Consider the following 17,927-nt stretch of genomic DNA (forward strand, 5'->3'; position numbering starts at 1 on the left):
TCCTCAGTCCTTTCGTATCAGAGTGTTTTTTTCAGCCCGGCAGATGCGCGAACCTGTTCAAGAATGGCTGTCCAGTCCTCGCGCCCGCGCCCGGCGGCGCGTGCCTGGTTGTAAACCTCGCGGGAGGCCGCGCCCAGCGGCATCGGAACATGGAGTTGGTTAGCCACGTCGAGGGCGATCCCCAGATCTTTATGCGCAAGGTCGATCATGAAGGCGGGTGAAAGATCCCCTTTCAACACCTTGTTCGGCCATGAGGTCGTGAAGTGGCCTTTACCCGCAGGCGTACCGCTCATGACCTTCAGCGCCACATCAAATGAGAGCCCCAGTGCTTCACACAGCACGGCCGCCTCCGCCGAGAGAGCGTTCAGGGCAATGCTCATGTAGTTATTGATAAGCTTCACGCGGATGCCCATGCCTGGCCCGCCGGCATTAATCAGCTCATTGCCCATCGCCATTAAGACCGGAGTGGCGCGCTCAATTTGCTGCGCCGTGCCGCCTGCCAGCAGGAGCAGCGTGCCGGCGATGGCATGATCTGAGGTGCGTCCGACAGGCACATCCATCAGGCTGAAGCCGCGTTCAGCCATGTCGCGGATCAGCGCGTCGGTTTGCAGTGGGTGTATGGTGGACATATCAATGACTAGCGCGTCGCGGGACAATCCTTCGCACACGCCGTTTTCGCCAAACAGCACGCTGCGTACCAGGTCGCCGTTTGGCAGCATGGTGATGACGAATTCGGCGTCCGTGGCGGCCTGCGCGGGTGTTGTCACCGCCCGTGCGCCGCTCTCTACCAGCGCCTGAACCGCCTGCGGGTTCACATCGAAGACGTTAAGCTGATGACCTTGTTTCAACAGATTCTTCGCCATTGGCGCGCCCATCTGTCCTAAACCGATAAATGCGATTGCTGACATGCCTCTCTCCTGTCACATCGTGTCAATTTTTGCGCGTTTATGTTGTCTGTTTTTGATCGTATTTGTAATTTATAGTCAAAAAATTGACACGAGTCACTTTTTAAACATTTGATGAAATTAAAATGAAAGCATCAGAAATCGCAGAAGGAATCACCATGGCTCGCATCGTTTGTGTCGGTATTACCGTGCTGGATCGCATCTGGTATCTCGATGACTTACCAAAGGAAGGTGGGAAATATGTCGCAAAGGACTATACGGAAGTGGGGGGCGGCCCGGCGGCAACTGCGGCTGTGGCGGCGGCGAAACTGGGCGCGGAAGTGGATTTTATTGGCCGGGTGGGGGACGACGATACCGGCAGACGGCTGCTCGCGGAGCTGGAATCCCTGGGGGTGAAGACCCGTTACACCCGCGTATTTAAGGGTGCCCGATCGTCACAATCGGCGGTGCTGGTGGACGCGGGCGGAGAACGCGTGATTGCCAACTACCCCAGCCCCGATCTCCCTGCGGCGGCAGACTGGCTGCATGAAATCGACTTCTCGCAGTGGGATATTGTTTTAGCCGACGTGCGCTGGCATGACGGGGCGAAACAGGCGTTTACCCTGGCCCGTAAGCAAGGTGTGCCGACGTTGCTGGATGCGGATGTTACCCCACAGGATATTGCGGAGCTGATTACCTTAAGCGACCACGCGGCCTTCTCCGCGCCGGGGCTGCGGCGTTTAACGCAGCTGGATAAAACCGAAGATGCACTGAAAAAAGCACAAACGCTCACAAATGGACATGTGTATGTCACTCAGGGGCGAGACGGCTGTTTCTGGCTGGAAGACAGCACGTTGTGCCATCAGCCCGGCTTTGAGGTGGACGTGGTGGATACCACCGGGGCGGGCGACGTTTTCCATGGCGCGCTGGCGTTCAGTCTGGGGCAACAATCGTCCACTACAGACGCCGTCCGCTTTGCCAGTGCCGTCGCAGCGCTGAAATGCACGAAGCCCGGTGGGCGTGCAGGTATACCCGACTGTGATCAAACCCGCTCTTTTTTGTCACTTTTTGTATAAAATGCGGGGCGAGATGGTTTTCAGAGGACAGCCCATGAGTCTTACCGAACTGACCGGCAACCCGCGTCACGATCAGCTGCTGACGCTGATTGCCGATCGCGGCTATATGAACATTGATGAACTGGCGCAACTGCTGGATGTCTCCACGCAAACGGTGCGCCGGGATATCCGCAAGCTGAGCGAGCAGGGACTGATCACGCGTCATCATGGCGGGGCGGGCAGGGCATCCAGCGTGGTGAACATGGCGTTCGAACAGCGCGAAGTCTCGCTTACCGAAGAGAAGCGAGCGATTGCCGAAGCCATTGCGGACTATATTCCCGATGGCTCCACCATCTTCATCACCATCGGCACGACCGTAGAGCACGTTGCCCGGGCGCTGCTGAACCATAATCATCTGCGCATTATCACCAACAGCCTGCGGGTGGCGCACATTCTGTATAAGAACCCGCGTTTTGAAGTGATGGTGCCAGGTGGCACGCTGCGCCCGCACAATGGCGGGATTATCGGGCCTGCGGCGACGGCGTTTGTGTCTGGTTTTCGGGCGGATTATCTCGTGACGAGCGTGGGAGCCATTGAGCACGACGGCGCGATGATGGAGTTTGACGTCAATGAAGCCAGCGTGGTGAAAACCATGATCGCCCACTCCCGGCACATTCTTTTAGCGGCCGATCATACGAAATTTACCGCCTCCGCTGCGGTGGAAATTGGCAACGTGGCGCAGGCCACTGCACTCTTCACTGACGAGATGCCTGGCTCGGCTCTGCAAAATCATCTGAAATCCAGTAAAGTTGAAATCGTCCTGGCCAGCACCGGCGATGATATCGCCTGAAGCAAAAAAAGCCGCTGAGTAAACAGCGGCTTGAACATTGTTATTTAAAGCTGTATTTCACCCCCAGCATCCCCTGCGTATCGCTGTAGCCTTTGTCGCCTATCTGCTGAGCCACGTTGCCCCATACGCTAAGCTGCGGCGTAATCTGCCCCTCTACGCCTGTCTTGAGTTCACCGATATTGCGCGTACCACGCATCTCATTGCTAACGTCATCCATGCGGATACGCGTGGTCTGGGTGTTGTGGATCCAGTTCGCTTCGATAAACGGCTGGAAGATCCGTGACTTACCGTCGTCAATCGCGTTATGTCCGCTGATGTAGGCCTTCACGCCGAGACGTGTCATCAGGTTGCCCTGAGTCTCGTCTTTCACCCGCGTGCCGTTGCGTTCGCGATGGTCGTCAGCCTGCACGTCCATCCAAACGGCCTGCGCTTTCGGCTGGAGCCAGTAGCTGTTGCGGCCGCTTTCGCCCACCTTAACGCTATAGCCTGCTTCTACAGAGGCGGTCACGCCGCTGGAGCGATAGTTTTCAGTGGCCTGATCCTGTCCCATCACCTTATTGTCGAACCAGTTATACAGCACCCAGCTATCAACATAAGTGCCACTTTTATCCGCGTCGTTTGCGTACCAGGTACCGTACAGACCGACGCTATAGCCATTCACTTCACCGCGTGAGTGGTAGCCGGTCAGGCTGGAAGCGCTCCGGCTCTGACTGTTGCCGTAGCCCGCCATCAGGCCAAGATGCCAACGGTCCAGACCGTCGGTGCTCCACTGAGCGACATCGCCACCCAGCTGCAGCACGTAGCGATTGGCGGTGGTTTTTAACTGGCCGCTGCCGTCTCTGAAACGCGTATGACCGCCGACGTTACGCATCCACAGGCTCGTCACTTTCTGCTCGCCAGTGAGCATGTCGGTGTACTGCGTTTCACCCAGACGATCGTGCAGGCGGGTCATAAACAGCGTATTTGCCGCATAGCTGTTTGCCAGATAGCTACCAAATTCCGGGCGATACTGATGCTCGCTTTTCGGTGGTGCAGGCGGTGGGACCGGCTCTTGCGGCGGAATCACTGGGTCAACGGGCGGATCTACCGGGTCGACTGGTGGGTCCACGGGGTCAACAGGCGGGTCTACGGGGTCGACCGGTGGGTCAACAGGATCAACGGGCTCAACCAGGCTGGTCAGGAACCAGTTTTTACCTTTTTGCACCACGTTATAGTCATAGCCCCCCGCCACGATACGGCTGACTTTCTCAAACGTCCCGTCAGAGTTACCGCCAACGCTGACAATTTCAATCCCTTCTACGGTTTGCGCGCCAGTACCGCCAATGTTGTTCACTTCCACCCCGGTATGACCGGACGTGTTGCCTTCAACAATCAGTTTGTCCGTTTCCGAAGTGTCGTCAAACAGCACGGTATTGAAAACCAGCTTGCCGCCGTTGCCGATAAAATCATCCTTGATGGTCAGCGTTTGCCACGCCGCGTCCTCTGCATGCTGAAAATTAATCGTGCCGCCCGCATTCAGCGTCAGGCTGGTTAGCATGGAGCTGTCGCGCAGATTCCAGACGGCATCATTCATCGTCAGTGCGATAGTACCGGTACCCGCGGCGTTGCTCTCAATGAAGGACGCCCCATTCCACAGGGAGTTGTCATCCATCGTCAGCGTAATGGTACTGTTTTGTGCCGGAAGCGTGCTGGTGGCCGCGACGCCGCCCGCGGAAAGGACATCGCCGTTGAGGATGAATTTGCCTCCAGCGGACGCGTCAATTACCCCGCCGTTACTGGCGTTCAGGGCATAGCTACCGTTGTCGCGATGGCCTGCGGTGGTAATGGTTGCACCACCCGCGAGGGCTATCACGCCGCGTGACCAGGCATACATCCCGTGCGGCGCTTGCGCAGAGCTGCTGGTTTTCTCGCTGCTGTTTACCGCAATGGTGACGTTATCTCCCAGATTCACCGCACCGGTGTAAGCATAGACGCCATGCGCGCTGGCACCGTTGGTCGTGATAGTGGCGCCTTCATCAAGGGTGATAGTTGACGAGCCGGTAGAATAAACCCCGGAAGCACTGGCCGCGTCGGTGGTAATCGTCGCGCTTTTGCCTAGCTCAATTTTTGACGCAGAGCCCGCATACAGGCCATAGGCCGATGTGCCGTACGTTTCGATGGTCGCCTCATCTCCCAGACGAACGTAAGAGCCGCTCTGGTTGGTTCGGATCCCTTCGGCGTAGGTACCGCGCGTCACAATATGGGCACGATCGCCGACGATAACGTTATTTTTTGCCTTCGACGCATCATTCAGTGCATAGGCGCTAATCCCGCGTCCTGTGCTGCCCGTGGTTTCGATATAGAGATCGTCCCCCACATAAATATTGGCGGAGCCAAGCGATCCCTGGCTGAAGGAGCTGTAGCCGGCATTGATGCCGTCACCGCTTTGGCCATTAACGTAAATATGGGTGCGGTCGCCGGTAATGATAAATACCGGGTTGTCCGGCGTGTTCATACCGTGAGTACGAATACCGTCGACGTCTTTACCATTATTGGCAGCCACTTTTGACTGGGTGCGAATAGTCAGATCGTCACCAAATATCACCCCCGGACTGCCGGACGTGGAGTTCTGAATAACGGTAACGGAATGCTCAAAGGCTTCCGCCCCAGGCCCTTCGAGGGTGATCCCATCTCCGTAGATCGGGATATTACCGGCGCTGTACTGGTAGACATAGTTAGGATCGCCGGTATTTTTGCTAAAGTTCGTGTTTGCCGTTGCAGGTATCATCGCCTGTATTTCTGCAGGCAAATCCGTTACCGCTCCGGAAGCGGGTAAATTAGAAAAATCTATTACCGCTGCATGTGCGGTAAATAGCGCTGACGACAACGCCAGCGAAATCGCAGCGGCGACTGGTGAGTGTTTCATTAAATATGGCATGACTGCCCCCTTTCTTTCAGGCGTAGAACATCCTCCACACCATTAAATGTGGGTAGGTAAACAGGTTGAAATTACAAAATAGAAACGAGAATTTTATGAATGCTGGTACCTAACTTCCTCTCAAGTCGTATTTTATGGACGTAAATTTTTTTAACATCAATGCCGTCTGTTTTTATAATCTCCTGAAGGCACGCTCCTGACAAAAATCTGTTAAGTAACGTGAATTCAACAGCATTTAAGATACTGCCGCGTCTGCTATTCACTCGTCTCCCGGTGAATAGATGGCTAATTTTTTCTTTTAATATAATGTCACTGTCATTCGAATAAATAACTCCCTTTATTTCACTGCGGTGAGTGAGAAAATAATTGGCCAATGCTTCCAGCTTGCGGTCTGAGATAATCACAATGTTCATGTTAGTTCTCGCCAGACGTTCAATCCATTGCGGATCGGCAAGTGCGCGCAGGTTGTACATTGAAAAGTCTACAAATATAAATCCGCGTAATAAGTGATTCTTGTTTCCTCGCACTATTTTATTTTCTACTGCAATCTGCAGGAAATGGTTATCACCTGGCCAAACTGCGAACGAGGCGTTTTCACAATATTGTGAACGTACTGTGTTATCTGGATATAACTGACAGGACAATTCACAGCTTATACAGCGGACAACCTTATGCGACGATGTTATCATCCAGTCCACTCCTGTCTTATTTTCACCGTCAATATTTCACTGCCATGCAAATGTGTCAATCTTGAAACATATCCAGTGGCCCTCTCTTGTTTATGAAAAATAGTGATAAAGAATATAAATTCCTGGTGATGCCTATTCTGTCAGGCCATAGCCATCGCGAAAGGACATATGTTGGCCAACGTATTCCAGGAATATTCGTCAGTACCTTAAGATTATTCGACAAAAAAAATCCCAGGGGAAGATTCACGAAATAGCACTAAAAGCTAAAGATTCGTTTCTTTAATCTGCCGCAACGACCGTCTTTTCTCTTGTTGTGGCTCAATATAATTATTTGGTCTGGCGAAGTGTAATGAAATCTCATTATGTCGTTTTAGATGAGAAAAACCTAAGAAAAACATCTCTTAACCTATTGAAAATAAATGTGTTATTTTTAATCTTAGTTGGAATGGTATCGCGTCCTGATCCTTCTGACCTATACTCTTGTTAAATATACGTATGTGTTTTTGGTGTATATGGTTAAGTATTGTTATTGCTGAGGAAAGGAAAATTGTATCTCATTAACAAATTGGTCGAGTATGATCCAGAAAACAAAACCCTGGTAAATCATATTTCCGGGCGCTCGATACAATTGCAGCTTCCTGCCAACCTCTGTTTTCTCTATCTCGTCACCCATCCCGGAGAAATAATTTCGCAAAATCAGTTAATGATAGTGGGATGGGGTGAGCGCAATGACGTCACCACACCGAATACCTTTTATCAGGCTATTTTGACATTACGCAACGCCCTGGCTGAGGTGGGGTTACCGCGCGATACGGTAAAAACGATTTCGCGTCGTGGGCTTATGCTTTCCGAAGCCACCCAGGTTGAACGATTTATTCCAGGCGCTGAGCCGGTAATAGCCAATAAAGACGCAGTCGTTGCCGATAGCACCGCGGTGAAGAGTCCGGCCTGGCTGATAATAACGACCGCAACGCTTTTGCTGATCGCGCTTATCAACGGGGGGATGTTATACAAACAGCACCAGAACATGCCGTTTAGTCACTACATTCCACTTTCTACGGGCAGCAGTGCCTGCCAGCTTTTTTTTGCGCCTAACGAACCTATGCAGGACCATTACTTGCGCTTGTTAAACAATAACCCTGGCCTGTGTGCTGAAAAGCGATATGTTTTTCTCATTGGCTACAGTAAAACGGAGCGAATCGCGGCGTTTGCCTGTAATAAGGATCCGCGTCGCGACGCGGCCGCGTTTTGTACCACCCATTATTTTTGGGCACACGAGCAATGATGACTTTTCGAAACCGTATTATTTTGCTGGCGGCGATTCTGGTGGCGGCTATTACCAGCGGCTGGTTAGCTTACTCGAATATGTCGAGTACGCCGATACGCTGCACGGGAAATGTGGAATGGACGATTGGTAAAAACCGATTTGTGGGTACGGTTTCCTGGCGAATGCAGCATCGGGAGGGCGCCACCATCATTAACGGTAAATTATTTGGTCAGACGGTGTCTGAAGTTAACCGGACCATCTATTTTCACTACAGTTACCATCAGAATGCGCGCGTGTTAAATAACGATCGTATTGTTAAAACCTTCGCCGATAATGCGGATGAGGCTGATATCAACGCAACGTTACCGGGCTTTTACCGTACGCCGGGTCGGGACCTGAGCCTGATGATTGATGAGTACCGGGGGGCCTGGCTTTTTGCCGCGTCAAACGTCCCTTCACTTTACTGTCGTAAAAACGCGCCGTAAAAATCGATCGCACACCTTAGAGCGCACGCATAGTCAAATCTCTTTATTCCCGCTACAGTTACCTCTCCACGGCGAGCAGGAGATAAACATGCTTTATATCTTTGATTTAGGAAACGTCATCGTCGATATCGATTTTAATCGCGTGTTGGGTGCATGGAGCGACTTTAGCCGCGTGCCGCTGGCAACGTTAAAGCAAAATTTCGCGATGGGTGAGACCTTCCATCAGCATGAACGCGGCGAGATCAGCGATGAAGAATTCGCTGAACGTTTCTGTCAGGAGATGGATCTACCGTTAAGCTACGAGCAGTTTTCACACGGCTGGCAGGCCGTATTTGTCGCCATCCGGCCTGAGGTGATCGACATCATGCATAAGCTTCGCGAGCAGGGACATCGGGTCGTTGTGCTGTCAAACACCAACCGCCTGCATACCACGTTCTGGCCTGAGGAGTACCCTGAAGTTAAGGCGGCGGCGGATAAGATCTATCTCTCGCAGGAGATGGGGATGCGTAAGCCTGAAGCGCGAATTTATCAGGCTGTTCTGCAGGCAGAGGGATTCACCGCGGCCGATGCGGTCTTTTTCGATGACAACGCCGATAATATAGAGGGAGCTAACCAGTTGGGTATTACGTCAATTCTGGTGACCGGAAAAGAGACGATACCTGACTACTTTGCGAAGCAGCTATGCTAAAAACCGTTCATCAAAAAGCCACGCACCATACTCGCCCGCTGCGGGCCTGGCTGAAACTGCTCTGGCACCGGATTGATGAGGACAATATGACCACGCTGGCGGGTAACCTCGCTTACGTGTCATTGCTCTCGTTAGTGCCGCTGGTGGCGGTCATCTTTGCCCTGTTCTCCGCCTTTCCGATGTTTGCGGACGTCAGCGTGCAGCTTCGTCATTTTGTCTTCGCGAATTTCATTCCGGCAACCGGGGATGTTATCCAGAACTACATTGAGCAGTTTGTTGCCAATTCCAGCAAGATGACGGCAGTGGGAGCGTGCGGTCTTATCGTCACCGCGCTGCTGTTGATGTATGCCATCGATAACGCGCTGAACACGATCTGGCGGAGTAAAAAAGCGCGGCCAAAGGTCTATTCCTTTGCCGTATACTGGATGATCCTCACGCTGGGACCGCTGCTGGCTGGGGCGAGCCTGGCAATCAGTTCTTATCTGCTCTCCCTGCGCTGGGCGAGTGATTTAAACGGCGCTATTGATAATGTGCTTCGCATCTTTCCGTTGATCCTGTCGTGGCTCTCGTTCTGGCTGCTCTATAGCGTCGTGCCGACCACGCGCGTGCCTAACCGCGATGCGGTCGTGGGGGCGCTGGTGGCGGCATTGCTCTTTGAGCTCGGTAAGAAAGGGTTTGCCCTCTACATCACTATGTTTCCGTCCTATCAGCTGATTTACGGCGTGCTGGCGGTGATCCCCATTTTGTTTGTCTGGGTCTACTGGACCTGGTGTATCGTCTTGCTTGGTGCTGAAATAACTGTCACTCTCGGTGTATACCGCGAACTTAAAAAAGCAGCAGCAACTGAAAAACAACAAGAAGCAGACCAACCATGATTGCATTGATACAGCGCGTAACCCGTGCCAGCGTCACCGTGGAGGGAGAGGTGACGGGTGAAATTGGCCCAGGACTTTTGGTGTTGTTAGGTGTCGAAAAGGATGATGACGAACAAAAAGCCAACCGCTTATGTGAGCGCGTGCTGGGCTACCGTATTTTCAGCGATGCGGAAGGCAAAATGAACCTGAACGTCCAGCAGGCAGGCGGCAGCGTGCTGGTGGTTTCCCAGTTTACACTGGCAGCGGATACCGAGCGCGGCATGCGCCCGAGTTTCTCCAAAGGGGCCGCGCCGGATCGTGCAGAAGCACTTTACGAGTACTTTGTTGAGCGTTGTCGCCAGCAGGAAATGAATACGCAAACCGGACGATTCGCTGCAGATATGCAGGTATCGCTGGTGAACGATGGCCCCGTCACATTCTGGCTCCAGGTATGAGCATACTTACGGCATGGCCGCGGGTAACAAGAGAGAGTACAGCTATGTATCACCTTCGAGTACCGCAAACGGAAGAAGAGTTAGACGCTTATTACCAGTTCCGCTGGGAAATGCTGCGCAAGCCACTGCATCAGCCAAAAGGCTCTGAACGCGACGCCTGGGACGCGATGGCCCACCATCAGATGGTGATGGACGAAGAGGGCAACCTCGTGGCCGTCGGGCGTTTGTATATCAACGCCGATAACGAAGCGTCTATTCGCTTTATGGCGGTTCATCCCTCCGTGCAGGACAAAGGTCTGGGTACGCTAATGGCGATGACCCTGGAATCCGTCGCCCGTCAGGAAGGCGTTAAGCGCGTCACCTGTAGCGCCCGCGAAGATGCCGTTGAGTTCTTCGCTAAACTCGGTTTTGTGAATCAGGGGGAGATCACGACCCCGCAAACCACGCCGATTCGTCATTTTTTGATGATCAAACCCATCGCTACGCTGGACGATATTCTGCATCGCGCCGACTGGTGCGGACAGCTCCAGCAGGCCTGGTATCAGCACATCCCGCTCAGTGAAAAAATGGGCGTGCGCATTCAGCAGTACACCGGACAAAAATTTATTACCACCATGCCGGAAACCGGCAATCAGAACCCGCACCACACGCTGTTTGCCGGCAGCCTGTTCTCACTGGCCACGCTTACCGGCTGGGGACTGATCTGGCTGATGCTGCGCGAGCGCCATCTGGGTGGCACCATCATTCTTGCTGATGCTCATATCCGCTATAGCGCACCTATCAGCGGCAAGCCGAGTGCGGTGGCCGATCTGGGGTCACTGGGCGGCGATCTGGACCGTCTGGCTCGTGGCCGCAAGGCTCGCGTCCAAATGCAGGTTGAACTGTTTGGCGATAAAACACCGGGCGCGGTGTTTGAAGGCACCTATATCGTTCTTCCGGCGAAGCCTTTTGGCGCGTATGAAGAGGGTGGGAACGAGGAGGAGTAATCTCCTGTTCACGCTCCCCGGGCGTGCTGAATCCGCCCGGCGACATCCCGCATAACGTCTCGCGCTGACTGGCTAACGCCGCCAAGCTGAAAGAAGCCATGGATTACGCCCAGCCAGCGCTGAGCGGTACACTTCACACCCTGCTCTGTCAGATGCTGGAACAACATTTCGCCCTCATCACAGAGCGGATCGTACTCTGCAGTAATAATGTGCACAGGCGGAAGACCGTAAAAATCATCGCGCCACAACGGGCTTGCTTCGGGGTGCTGGCGGTCGGTGTCAGCGAGGTACATTTCATACCCACTGAGCAGGGTATCGCGGGTGATGATGTAATCCGTGCCATTGAGGGCATAGCTTTCAAAACTGGCCGTGGCGTCGAGCATGGGGTAGATGAGAATGAGCTGGGCAGGTTGCCACAGCCCTTTAACCTTAAGCCGCAGCGCCGTTACCAGCGCAAGATGTCCCCCTGCGCTGTCTCCGCAAAGGGTGATCCGGTTTTTATCCACGCCCAGTTTGTCCGCATAGTGCCAGACCAGATCTGCACCTCTTTCCGCATCGTCATGTGCGGCGGGGAAAGTATGCTCCGGCGCCAGCCTGTACTGAATCGCAATCACCCGGCAGTTGCCGTAGCAGGCTAACTGACGGAGTTGGTTGTCATGGGTATCAAAGCCGCCGCTGATAAAGCATCCGCCGTGGTAGTAGATGGCAGCAGGCAATAGTTCAGGTGCATTGAGAGGTGAAAATACCCGAATGGTAAGACCCTCAAGAACAAGCGTCTCCACCTGAACGCGCGTTTCGGTCTCCCCGGCAAGCCCCGTGCTGGCAATATAGCCTGCTCGTCGCACCTCAATGCTCTGGCGACGTGACGAGGGCCGACCTGCAGCGATAAATCCCTGAACCAGCTGTGCAATACCCTGTTCCAGCGCCATGAAAATTCCCTTTTACTGTATGGATGAACAGTTTTATAGCCTGGTTTGATTCAAAAGAAAACAAGAATAGTGTTGAGGGCAACAATCTGGAAAGCGGCTCGCAAAGGCGATAACGCGTCTCTCAACGAGAATGGAGGGGATCTGGCATGAAAGGCGGCGGGTCAAGCTGTCGAATTACAGGCCGGGCAAGCACGCGCCGCCCGGCACTGTCACAGGGAATTACTCCCCTTCACCCGGGAACAGGAACGGGTTGATCGAGCTGCGGGCAAAGCCCTCCTGCTCCATCTTCGCGTCCAGAATCAGCGAGGCGAGATCGTCGGCCACCGCTTCGACTTTCGGGTCTTTTTCCTGATACAGAATCTTCAGGTAAGTGCCGCAGTCGCCGCAGCTTTCGGCTTTCACCGCTGCGTCTTCATTTTCCAGCGACCAGTAGTTCAGATCGCGGGTCTGTTCGCAGTTGCTGCACTTGATGCGCACCACGTGCCACTCGGTTTCACACAGGTTGCAGTGCAGGTAGCGCAGCCCCTGCGTGGTGCCGATTTGCACCATGCTGGAGACCGGCATAGAGCCGCAGACCGGGCAGAACTGGCGCGCCTCGCCGTATTCGGCGCGCGCTTTACCCGGGATCAGGCTCGCCATTTGCGCCCAGTAAAGCGACAGCGCAGCCCAGATAAACGGCGCTTTATCGCTGCTGACCAGCGAGAAGTCGGAGGCAAACAGCGCGCTCGCCATCTCTTCCAGCTCTTGTTCGGACGCTTTTTCCAGATTCTCAATGACCGCCAGCGCGGTACCGCTCATCTCCGGCTTCAGCTCGGCAATGAGCGAATGCAGCAGCTTTTGCCAGTGCTTGTCGCGCGGCAGGACGTGAATGTCCAGCGGCGGCTTGCCCTGCGCGTTGGCTTCTTTGATGCGCGCGGTCAGATCCATTTGCAGCGGGTGATCGTACAGCACCACTTCCTGCGCGTGGGCGACCAGCGCGGCAAAACGCAGAAAATCGCCCAGCGGGTTGTTCTCTGCCAGCTCGCGCAGACGCTCTGCGCGGCGGTTATAGAGGTTCTTGAGTCTGGGGAATAACAACGGCGGAATATAATCCGCCGTGCGTTTCTCGCTCGACCCCAGCTCATCTTGCGGGATTATGCGAATACTCATTCAGATGACTTTTCCTGTTTCTGGCGGACTTCACGGTACCAGCGCGGGTGATGCTTCTTCGCCCACGTACTGGTTACCCATCCTTCCACCATCGCGGTAATGGTGCCTTTCACCCAAAGGGCGGCGTAGATATGCACCATGATAACCACAATTAACGCCACTGCGGCAAATGAATGCAGCATCAGCGCGAATCGGATCACCGGGATTGAGAAAGCAGGCGCAAAGTACGGACGCCAGATGATCACGCCGCTCACCAGCAACAGGACCAGGAAGATAATCGCCGCCCAGAATACGCATTTCTGGCCGAAGTTATAACGCCCGGTGTCACCCACTTCCTCGTTGACGACGATCTTACGAATATTCTTCGCCCAAAAGATATCATCCCGATTGATTAGGTTATGGTGCCAGTAGCGGAAAAACATAATGATGAACGACGCGAACATGATGACGCCCACAAACGGGTGCAGGATGCGCGCCAGCTGTGGTGTCCCCATGATCTGCATCAGCCAGTTGAAGGACGGGAAGAAGAACCCCAGCCCGCTTATCGCCGCCAGCATGAAGCAGAAGGCGGTGACCCAGTGGTTGATGCGTTCCGGCGCGGTGTAGCGCACGATGGTGTCACGTTTTCTCATTTGCGCACCTCGTCTTTCTCTTCATGCAGGTTGTCGTCTTCCTCTTCCGCGCGGTTCGGACCGACGCCGACGTAGTGGAAGATGCTCGCTGCGAAGGTGGCAGCAAAGCCCACCGCTGCCAGCGGTTTCCAGATGCCTTTCCAGAACTTCACGGTGGCGCTGATTTCCGGGTTCTCCGGCAGGCCGTGATACAGATTCGGCTTGTCGGCGTGGTGCAGCACGTACATCACGTGCGTACCGCCAACCCCGGCCGGATCGTACAGGCCCGCGTTGTCGTAACCACGGGTTTTCAGCTCGCCCACGCGTTCTGCCGCCAGCGTTTTCATATCCTCTTTGGAGCCAAAGTGGATCGCGCCGGTTGGGCAGGTCTTCACGCATGCAGGCTCCTGGCCGACGGTAACGCGGTCCACGCACAGGGTGCATTTGTAGACGCGGTTGTCTTCCGGGTTCAGGCGCGGTACGTCGAACGGACAGCCCGCGATGCAGTAGCCGCAGCCGATGCACTGTTCGGACTGGAAGTCGACGATGCCGTTGGCATACTGAATGATAGCCCCTTCTGACGGACATGCCTTCAGGCAGCCCGGATCCGCACAATGCATACAGCCGTCTTTGCGGATAAGCCATTCCAGTTTGTCGTTCTGCTCCACTTCCGAGAAACGCATCACCGTCCAGGACTTGGCGGTCAGGTCTGCCGGGTTGTCGTACACCCCGACGTTGTGACCCACTTCGTCACGCAGGTCGTTCCACTCAGAGCAGGCCACCTGACAGGCTTTACAGCCGATACAGGTCGTCACGTCGATAAGCTTCGCCACTTCCTGCTGGTGGTCCCGCGCCTGAGGCGCGGGCGTGAAACCGTTAGTCGCGGAACGACGGATAATGTCTTGAGATTGATAAGCCATAAGTCGTCTCCGTTACACCTTTTCCACGTTCACGAGGAAGGCCTTAAACTCCGGCGTCTGCGTGTTCGCATCACCGACGAACGGCGTCAGGGTGTTCGCAATGAACCCTTTCTTCGCCACGCCCTCATAACCCCAGTGAATCGGAATACCGATGGTATCCACCTGCTGACCGTGAACGTTCAGCGTGCGAATACGCTTGGTCACCACCGCCTTGGCCTTAATGTAGCCGCGGTTAGAGGAGACCTTCACGGTATCGCCATGGGCAATGCCGAGCTTGTTCGCCAGCTTCTCGCCGATCTCCACAAACTGTTCCGGCTGCGCGATGGCGTTAAGCAGCGCGTGCTTGGTCCAGTAGTGGAAGTGCTCGGTCAGACGGTAGGTGGTACCCACGTACGGGAACTTGTCTTTTTTACCCAGCGCTTCAAAGTCGCCCTTGAAGATACGGGCAGCCGGGTTAGAGACCACGTTCGGGTGCAGCGGGTTGGTGCCCAGCGGCGTCTCAAACGGCTCGTAGTGTTCCGGGAACGGACCTTCCGCCATCTTATCGATAGCGAACAGACGCCCCATCCCTTCAGGCTGCATGATAAACGGCCCAACGTCGCTGCCCGGTGCGGCAGTGCTGTAGTCCGGAATATCCACGCCGCCCCATTTCGCGCCGTCCCATTTCAGCAACTGACGCTTCGGATCCCACGGGTTGCCCTGCGGGTCAGCGGACGCACGGTTATAGAGGATGCGGCGGTTGAGCGGCCACGCCCATGCCCAGCCCAGCGTATTGCCCAGACCCGACGGGTCGGCGTTATCGCGGTTGGCCATCTGGTTGCCTTTCGGCGTCCAGCTACCGGCAAAGATCCAGCAGCCGCTGGAGGTGGTACCGTCATCGCGCAGGTGGGCGAAGGTACTGAGCTGATCGCCTTTCTTCGCCAGCACGGTGCCGGTGGCCGGGTCGATAACGTCCGCCAGCGCCTTACCGTTGCTCTCCATCGCCACTTCTTCCGGCGCTGGGTTTTCCGGCGTCGAGTAGTTCCAGGTCATGTTCAGGACCGGTTCCGGGTTCGCGCCGCCTTCTGCCGCGTACATCTTACGCAGGCGCAAGAAGATACCGGCCAGGATCTCGCCGTCGTTCATGGCGATGCCCGGGGCGTCCGCGCCTTTCCAGTGCCACTGCAGCCAGCGTCCGGAGTTGACGATAGACCCATTCTCTTCCGCAAAGCAGGTCGAAGGCAGACGGAACACTTCAGTCTGAATCTTCGACGGATCGACGTCGTTCGATTCGCCGTGGTTCTGCCAGAAGGTCGAGGTCTCGGTATTGAGCGGGTCAATTGTCACCAGGAACTTCAGTTTCGACAGCGACTCAACAACCTTGTTCTTGTTCGGGAACGAGGCAACCGGGTTAAAGCCCTGGCACAGATAGCCGTTCACTTTGCCCTGGTGCATCATCTCGAAATACTGCAGAACGTCGTAACCTTTGTCCCACTTCGGCAGCCAGTCAAAGCCCCAGCTGTTTTCCGCCGTCGCTTTATCACCGAAGAAAGCTTTCATCATCGAGACGAAGAACTTCGGATAGTTGCCCCAGTAGTTCACCTGGCCTTCAAGCAGCGGTTTAGGCGTGCTGGCCGTCAGGTAGGTTTGCAGGTCGGTCTGTTTCTCGCTTGGCAGGTTCATGTAGCCCGGCAGGCTCTGAGACAGCAGGCCGAGGTCGGTCAGACCCTGAATGTTGGAGTGACCGCGCAGGGCGTTCACGCCGCCGCCTGCCATCCCCATGTTGCCGAGCAGGAGCTGAACCATCGCCATGGTGCGGATGTTCTGCGCGCCGATGGAGTGTTGCGTCCAGCCAAGGGCATACAGGAACGACGCAGTTTTGTCTTTCGCGCTGGTTTCGGCGATAAGCTCGCACACCTTCAGGAAGTCCGCCTTCGGCGTCCCACAGATGTTTTCGACAACCTCCGGCGTGTAGCGGGAAACGTGCTCTTTCAGCAGGTTCCACACGCAGCGCGGGTGTTGCAACGTGGTGTCGCGCTTCGCAAAGCCTTTCTCATCCAGCTCGTAGTTCCAGCTGGTTTTGTCGTACTTGCGTTTTTCAGCGTCGTAACCGCTAAACAGGCCATCTTCGAAGTGGTAATCCTCACGCACGATCAGGCTGGCGTTGGTATAGGCTTCGGTGTATTCGCGGTTGTATTTTTCGTTGGTCATCAGGTACAGCAGTACGCCTGACAGGAAAGTGATGTCAGTACCTGAACGAATAGGGGTGTAGAAATCCGCCACTGACGCAGTACGCGTAAAGCGGGGATCGATCACAATCAGTTTCGCACCGTTGTGGATTTTGGCTTCCATCGCCCAGCGGAACCCGACCGGGTGCGCTTCAGCGGCGTTACCGCCCATCACCACAATGAGGTTGGCGTTCTTGATGTCGACCCAGTGGTTGGTCATCGCACCGCGACCAAATGTTGGAGCAAGACTTGCTACCGTTGGTCCGTGTCAGACACGCGCCTGGTTGTCGACCGCGAGCATACCGAGTGCACGCGTAAATTTCTGGGTTAAATAACCGGTTTCGTTACTGGAAGCAGAGGCACACAGCATCCCGGTGGAGAGCCAGCGGTTGACCGTGACGCCGTCGGCGTTCTTCTCAACAAAGTTGGCATCGCGGTCTTCTTTAATCAGTTTAGCGATGCGGTCAAACGCCTCTTCCCAGCTGATTTGCTGCCATTTGTCGGAACCCGGCGCGCGATATTCAGGGAATTTCAGGCGGCTTTCGGAGTGGATAAAGTCCACCAGACCGGCCCCTTTCGGGCACAATGCGCCGCGGTTAACCGGGTGATCCGGGTCGCCTTCGATATGGAAAATAGACGCTTTGGCGTTTTTAGCACCGTCGCCGAGGCTATACATCAACAGCCCGCAACCGACAGAGCAGTACGTACAGGTATTACGGGTTTCACGGGTGCGCAGCAGTTTATACTGCCGCGTTTCCGCCAGCGCTACGCCGGGCGCAAAGCCCAGTGCCGCTGCCGTGGTGCCTGCCATACCGCCAGCGCAGATCTTAAAGAACTGCCTTCTGCTGACCTGCATGGGTCACTCCTTGTTTCGACATTGCTTACATATGTAGTTTTGACTTCGCGGTTGAAGAATGACCGCAAAGGAGAAAAATTTGCGTTAATCCCTCAATTCCACGAGGGATATCATCAGAATACCAC

The 17,927-nt window shown here is 54.9% G+C and carries 16 protein-coding genes; 8 read left to right on the plus strand and 8 right to left on the minus strand.

From position 1 onward, the window contains the following. Positions 1 to 17: 17 nt before the first annotated feature. On the minus strand, positions 18 to 908 hold the full coding sequence (gene yihU, locus ACMGGE_RS17025) for a sulfolactaldehyde 3-reductase (RefSeq protein ID WP_063622905.1): 891 nt from the start codon (positions 906 to 908) through the stop codon (positions 18 to 20). A 155-nt stretch (positions 909 to 1,063) separates the two neighbouring features. Here yihU and ACMGGE_RS17030 point away from each other — a divergent pair, with 155 nt between their 5' ends. Both ACMGGE_RS17030 and ACMGGE_RS17035 read left to right on the plus strand, forming a co-directional pair. Then, positions 1,064 to 1,960, plus strand: coding sequence for a sugar kinase (locus ACMGGE_RS17030; protein ID WP_126535044.1), 897 nt, complete (start codon positions 1,064 to 1,066; stop codon positions 1,958 to 1,960). Positions 1,961 to 1,994: 34 nt separating this feature from the next. Continuing rightward, positions 1,995 to 2,789: a DeoR/GlpR family DNA-binding transcription regulator gene (locus tag ACMGGE_RS17035; protein ID WP_069719770.1), complete on the plus strand. Its 795-nt coding sequence runs from the start codon at positions 1,995 to 1,997 to the stop codon at positions 2,787 to 2,789. 40 nt (positions 2,790 to 2,829) lie between these two features. Here ACMGGE_RS17035 and ACMGGE_RS17040 read toward each other — a convergent pair whose 3' ends face one another. Continuing rightward, complete coding sequence (locus tag ACMGGE_RS17040) at positions 2,830 to 5,706, minus strand: autotransporter outer membrane beta-barrel domain-containing protein (RefSeq protein ID WP_420293984.1); 2,877 nt, start codon at positions 5,704 to 5,706, stop codon at positions 2,830 to 2,832. Between the two features lie 71 nt (positions 5,707 to 5,777). Beyond that, positions 5,778 to 6,395: a helix-turn-helix transcriptional regulator gene (locus ACMGGE_RS17045; protein ID WP_420293985.1), complete on the minus strand. Its 618-nt coding sequence runs from the start codon at positions 6,393 to 6,395 to the stop codon at positions 5,778 to 5,780. 547 nt (positions 6,396 to 6,942) lie between these two features. Here ACMGGE_RS17045 and ACMGGE_RS17050 point away from each other — a divergent pair. The 6 genes from ACMGGE_RS17050 to fabY all read left to right on the plus strand — a co-directional run bounded on the left by ACMGGE_RS17050 (position 6,943) and on the right by fabY (position 11,130). Then, a complete protein-coding gene (locus tag ACMGGE_RS17050) occupies positions 6,943 to 7,680 on the plus strand; it encodes a winged helix-turn-helix domain-containing protein (protein WP_126535047.1) in 738 nt (245 codons plus the stop codon). Next, positions 7,680 to 8,147 (plus strand): hypothetical protein, encoded by a 468-nt coding sequence (locus tag ACMGGE_RS17055; protein ID WP_420293986.1) that lies wholly within the window; start codon positions 7,680 to 7,682, stop codon positions 8,145 to 8,147. Before ACMGGE_RS17050 ends, ACMGGE_RS17055 begins: the two co-directional genes overlap by 1 nt. An 88-nt stretch (positions 8,148 to 8,235) precedes the next feature. Then, on the plus strand, positions 8,236 to 8,835 hold the full coding sequence (gene yihX / locus ACMGGE_RS17060) for a glucose-1-phosphatase (RefSeq protein ID WP_045909089.1): 600 nt from the start codon (positions 8,236 to 8,238) through the stop codon (positions 8,833 to 8,835). Further along, positions 8,829 to 9,710 (plus strand): virulence factor BrkB family protein, encoded by an 882-nt coding sequence (locus ACMGGE_RS17065; RefSeq protein WP_420293987.1) that lies wholly within the window; start codon positions 8,829 to 8,831, stop codon positions 9,708 to 9,710. Before yihX ends, ACMGGE_RS17065 begins: the two co-directional genes overlap by 7 nt. After that, a complete protein-coding gene (dtd, locus tag ACMGGE_RS17070) occupies positions 9,707 to 10,144 on the plus strand; it encodes a D-aminoacyl-tRNA deacylase (protein ID WP_008501836.1) in 438 nt (145 codons plus the stop codon). Before ACMGGE_RS17065 ends, dtd begins: the two co-directional genes overlap by 4 nt. Before the next feature lie 44 nt (positions 10,145 to 10,188). Continuing rightward, positions 10,189 to 11,130 (plus strand): fatty acid biosynthesis protein FabY, encoded by a 942-nt coding sequence (fabY, locus tag ACMGGE_RS17075; RefSeq protein ID WP_023309755.1) that lies wholly within the window; start codon positions 10,189 to 10,191, stop codon positions 11,128 to 11,130. Between the two features lie 8 nt (positions 11,131 to 11,138). Here fabY and ACMGGE_RS17080 read toward each other — a convergent pair whose 3' ends face one another. The 5 genes from ACMGGE_RS17080 to fdnG form a co-directional block, all read right to left on the minus strand. Next, a complete protein-coding gene (locus ACMGGE_RS17080; protein WP_048226825.1) occupies positions 11,139 to 12,059 on the minus strand; it encodes an alpha/beta hydrolase in 921 nt (306 codons plus the stop codon). Between the two features lie 219 nt (positions 12,060 to 12,278). Next, a complete protein-coding gene (gene fdhE, locus ACMGGE_RS17085) occupies positions 12,279 to 13,208 on the minus strand; it encodes a formate dehydrogenase accessory protein FdhE (protein ID WP_008501833.1) in 930 nt (309 codons plus the stop codon). After that, a complete protein-coding gene (fdoI, locus tag ACMGGE_RS17090) occupies positions 13,205 to 13,840 on the minus strand; it encodes a formate dehydrogenase cytochrome b556 subunit (protein ID WP_008501832.1) in 636 nt (211 codons plus the stop codon). The genes fdhE and fdoI overlap by 4 nt, the downstream gene beginning before the upstream one ends. Continuing rightward, positions 13,837 to 14,739 carry a formate dehydrogenase subunit beta gene (gene fdxH / locus ACMGGE_RS17095; RefSeq protein ID WP_008501831.1) on the minus strand — a complete coding sequence of 301 codons (903 nt, stop codon included), beginning with the start codon at positions 14,737 to 14,739 and terminating at the stop codon, positions 13,837 to 13,839. Before fdxH ends, fdoI begins: the two co-directional genes overlap by 4 nt. A gap of 12 nt (positions 14,740 to 14,751) precedes the next feature. Further along, positions 14,752 to 17,802 carry a formate dehydrogenase-N subunit alpha gene (gene fdnG, locus ACMGGE_RS17100; protein WP_086374971.1) on the minus strand — a complete coding sequence of 1,017 codons (3,051 nt, stop codon included), beginning with the start codon at positions 17,800 to 17,802 and terminating at the stop codon, positions 14,752 to 14,754. Positions 17,803 to 17,927 lie beyond the last annotated feature (125 nt).

Origin of the sequence: Enterobacter sp. BNK-22, from assembly GCF_048684805.1 — a bacterium.
Lineage (GTDB): Bacteria > Pseudomonadota > Gammaproteobacteria > Enterobacterales > Enterobacteriaceae > Enterobacter > Enterobacter quasiroggenkampii.

What these genes read in the sequence shown, in the direction of transcription:
- dtd (WP_008501836.1), top strand. Translation starts at nt 9,707, where the DNA reads ATGATTGCATTGATACAGCGCGTAACCCGTGCCAGCGTCACCGTGGAG.
- fdhE (WP_008501833.1), bottom strand. Translation starts at nt 13,208, where the DNA reads ATGAGTATTCGCATAATCCCGCAAGATGAGCTGGGGTCGAGCGAGAAA.
- fabY (WP_023309755.1), top strand. Translation starts at nt 10,189, where the DNA reads ATGTATCACCTTCGAGTACCGCAAACGGAAGAAGAGTTAGACGCTTAT.
- yihU (WP_063622905.1), bottom strand. Translation starts at nt 908, where the DNA reads ATGTCAGCAATCGCATTTATCGGTTTAGGACAGATGGGCGCGCCAATG.
- ACMGGE_RS17065 (WP_420293987.1), top strand. Translation starts at nt 8,829, where the DNA reads ATGCTAAAAACCGTTCATCAAAAAGCCACGCACCATACTCGCCCGCTG.
- ACMGGE_RS17030 (WP_126535044.1), top strand. Translation starts at nt 1,064, where the DNA reads ATGGCTCGCATCGTTTGTGTCGGTATTACCGTGCTGGATCGCATCTGG.
- fdoI (WP_008501832.1), bottom strand. Translation starts at nt 13,840, where the DNA reads ATGAGAAAACGTGACACCATCGTGCGCTACACCGCGCCGGAACGCATC.
- ACMGGE_RS17040 (WP_420293984.1), bottom strand. Translation starts at nt 5,706, where the DNA reads ATGCCATATTTAATGAAACACTCACCAGTCGCCGCTGCGATTTCGCTG.
- ACMGGE_RS17045 (WP_420293985.1), bottom strand. Translation starts at nt 6,395, where the DNA reads ATGATAACATCGTCGCATAAGGTTGTCCGCTGTATAAGCTGTGAATTG.
- fdxH (WP_008501831.1), bottom strand. Translation starts at nt 14,739, where the DNA reads ATGGCTTATCAATCTCAAGACATTATCCGTCGTTCCGCGACTAACGGT.
- ACMGGE_RS17055 (WP_420293986.1), top strand. Translation starts at nt 7,680, where the DNA reads ATGACTTTTCGAAACCGTATTATTTTGCTGGCGGCGATTCTGGTGGCG.
- ACMGGE_RS17080 (WP_048226825.1), bottom strand. Translation starts at nt 12,059, where the DNA reads ATGGCGCTGGAACAGGGTATTGCACAGCTGGTTCAGGGATTTATCGCT.
- yihX (WP_045909089.1), top strand. Translation starts at nt 8,236, where the DNA reads ATGCTTTATATCTTTGATTTAGGAAACGTCATCGTCGATATCGATTTT.
- ACMGGE_RS17035 (WP_069719770.1), top strand. Translation starts at nt 1,995, where the DNA reads ATGAGTCTTACCGAACTGACCGGCAACCCGCGTCACGATCAGCTGCTG.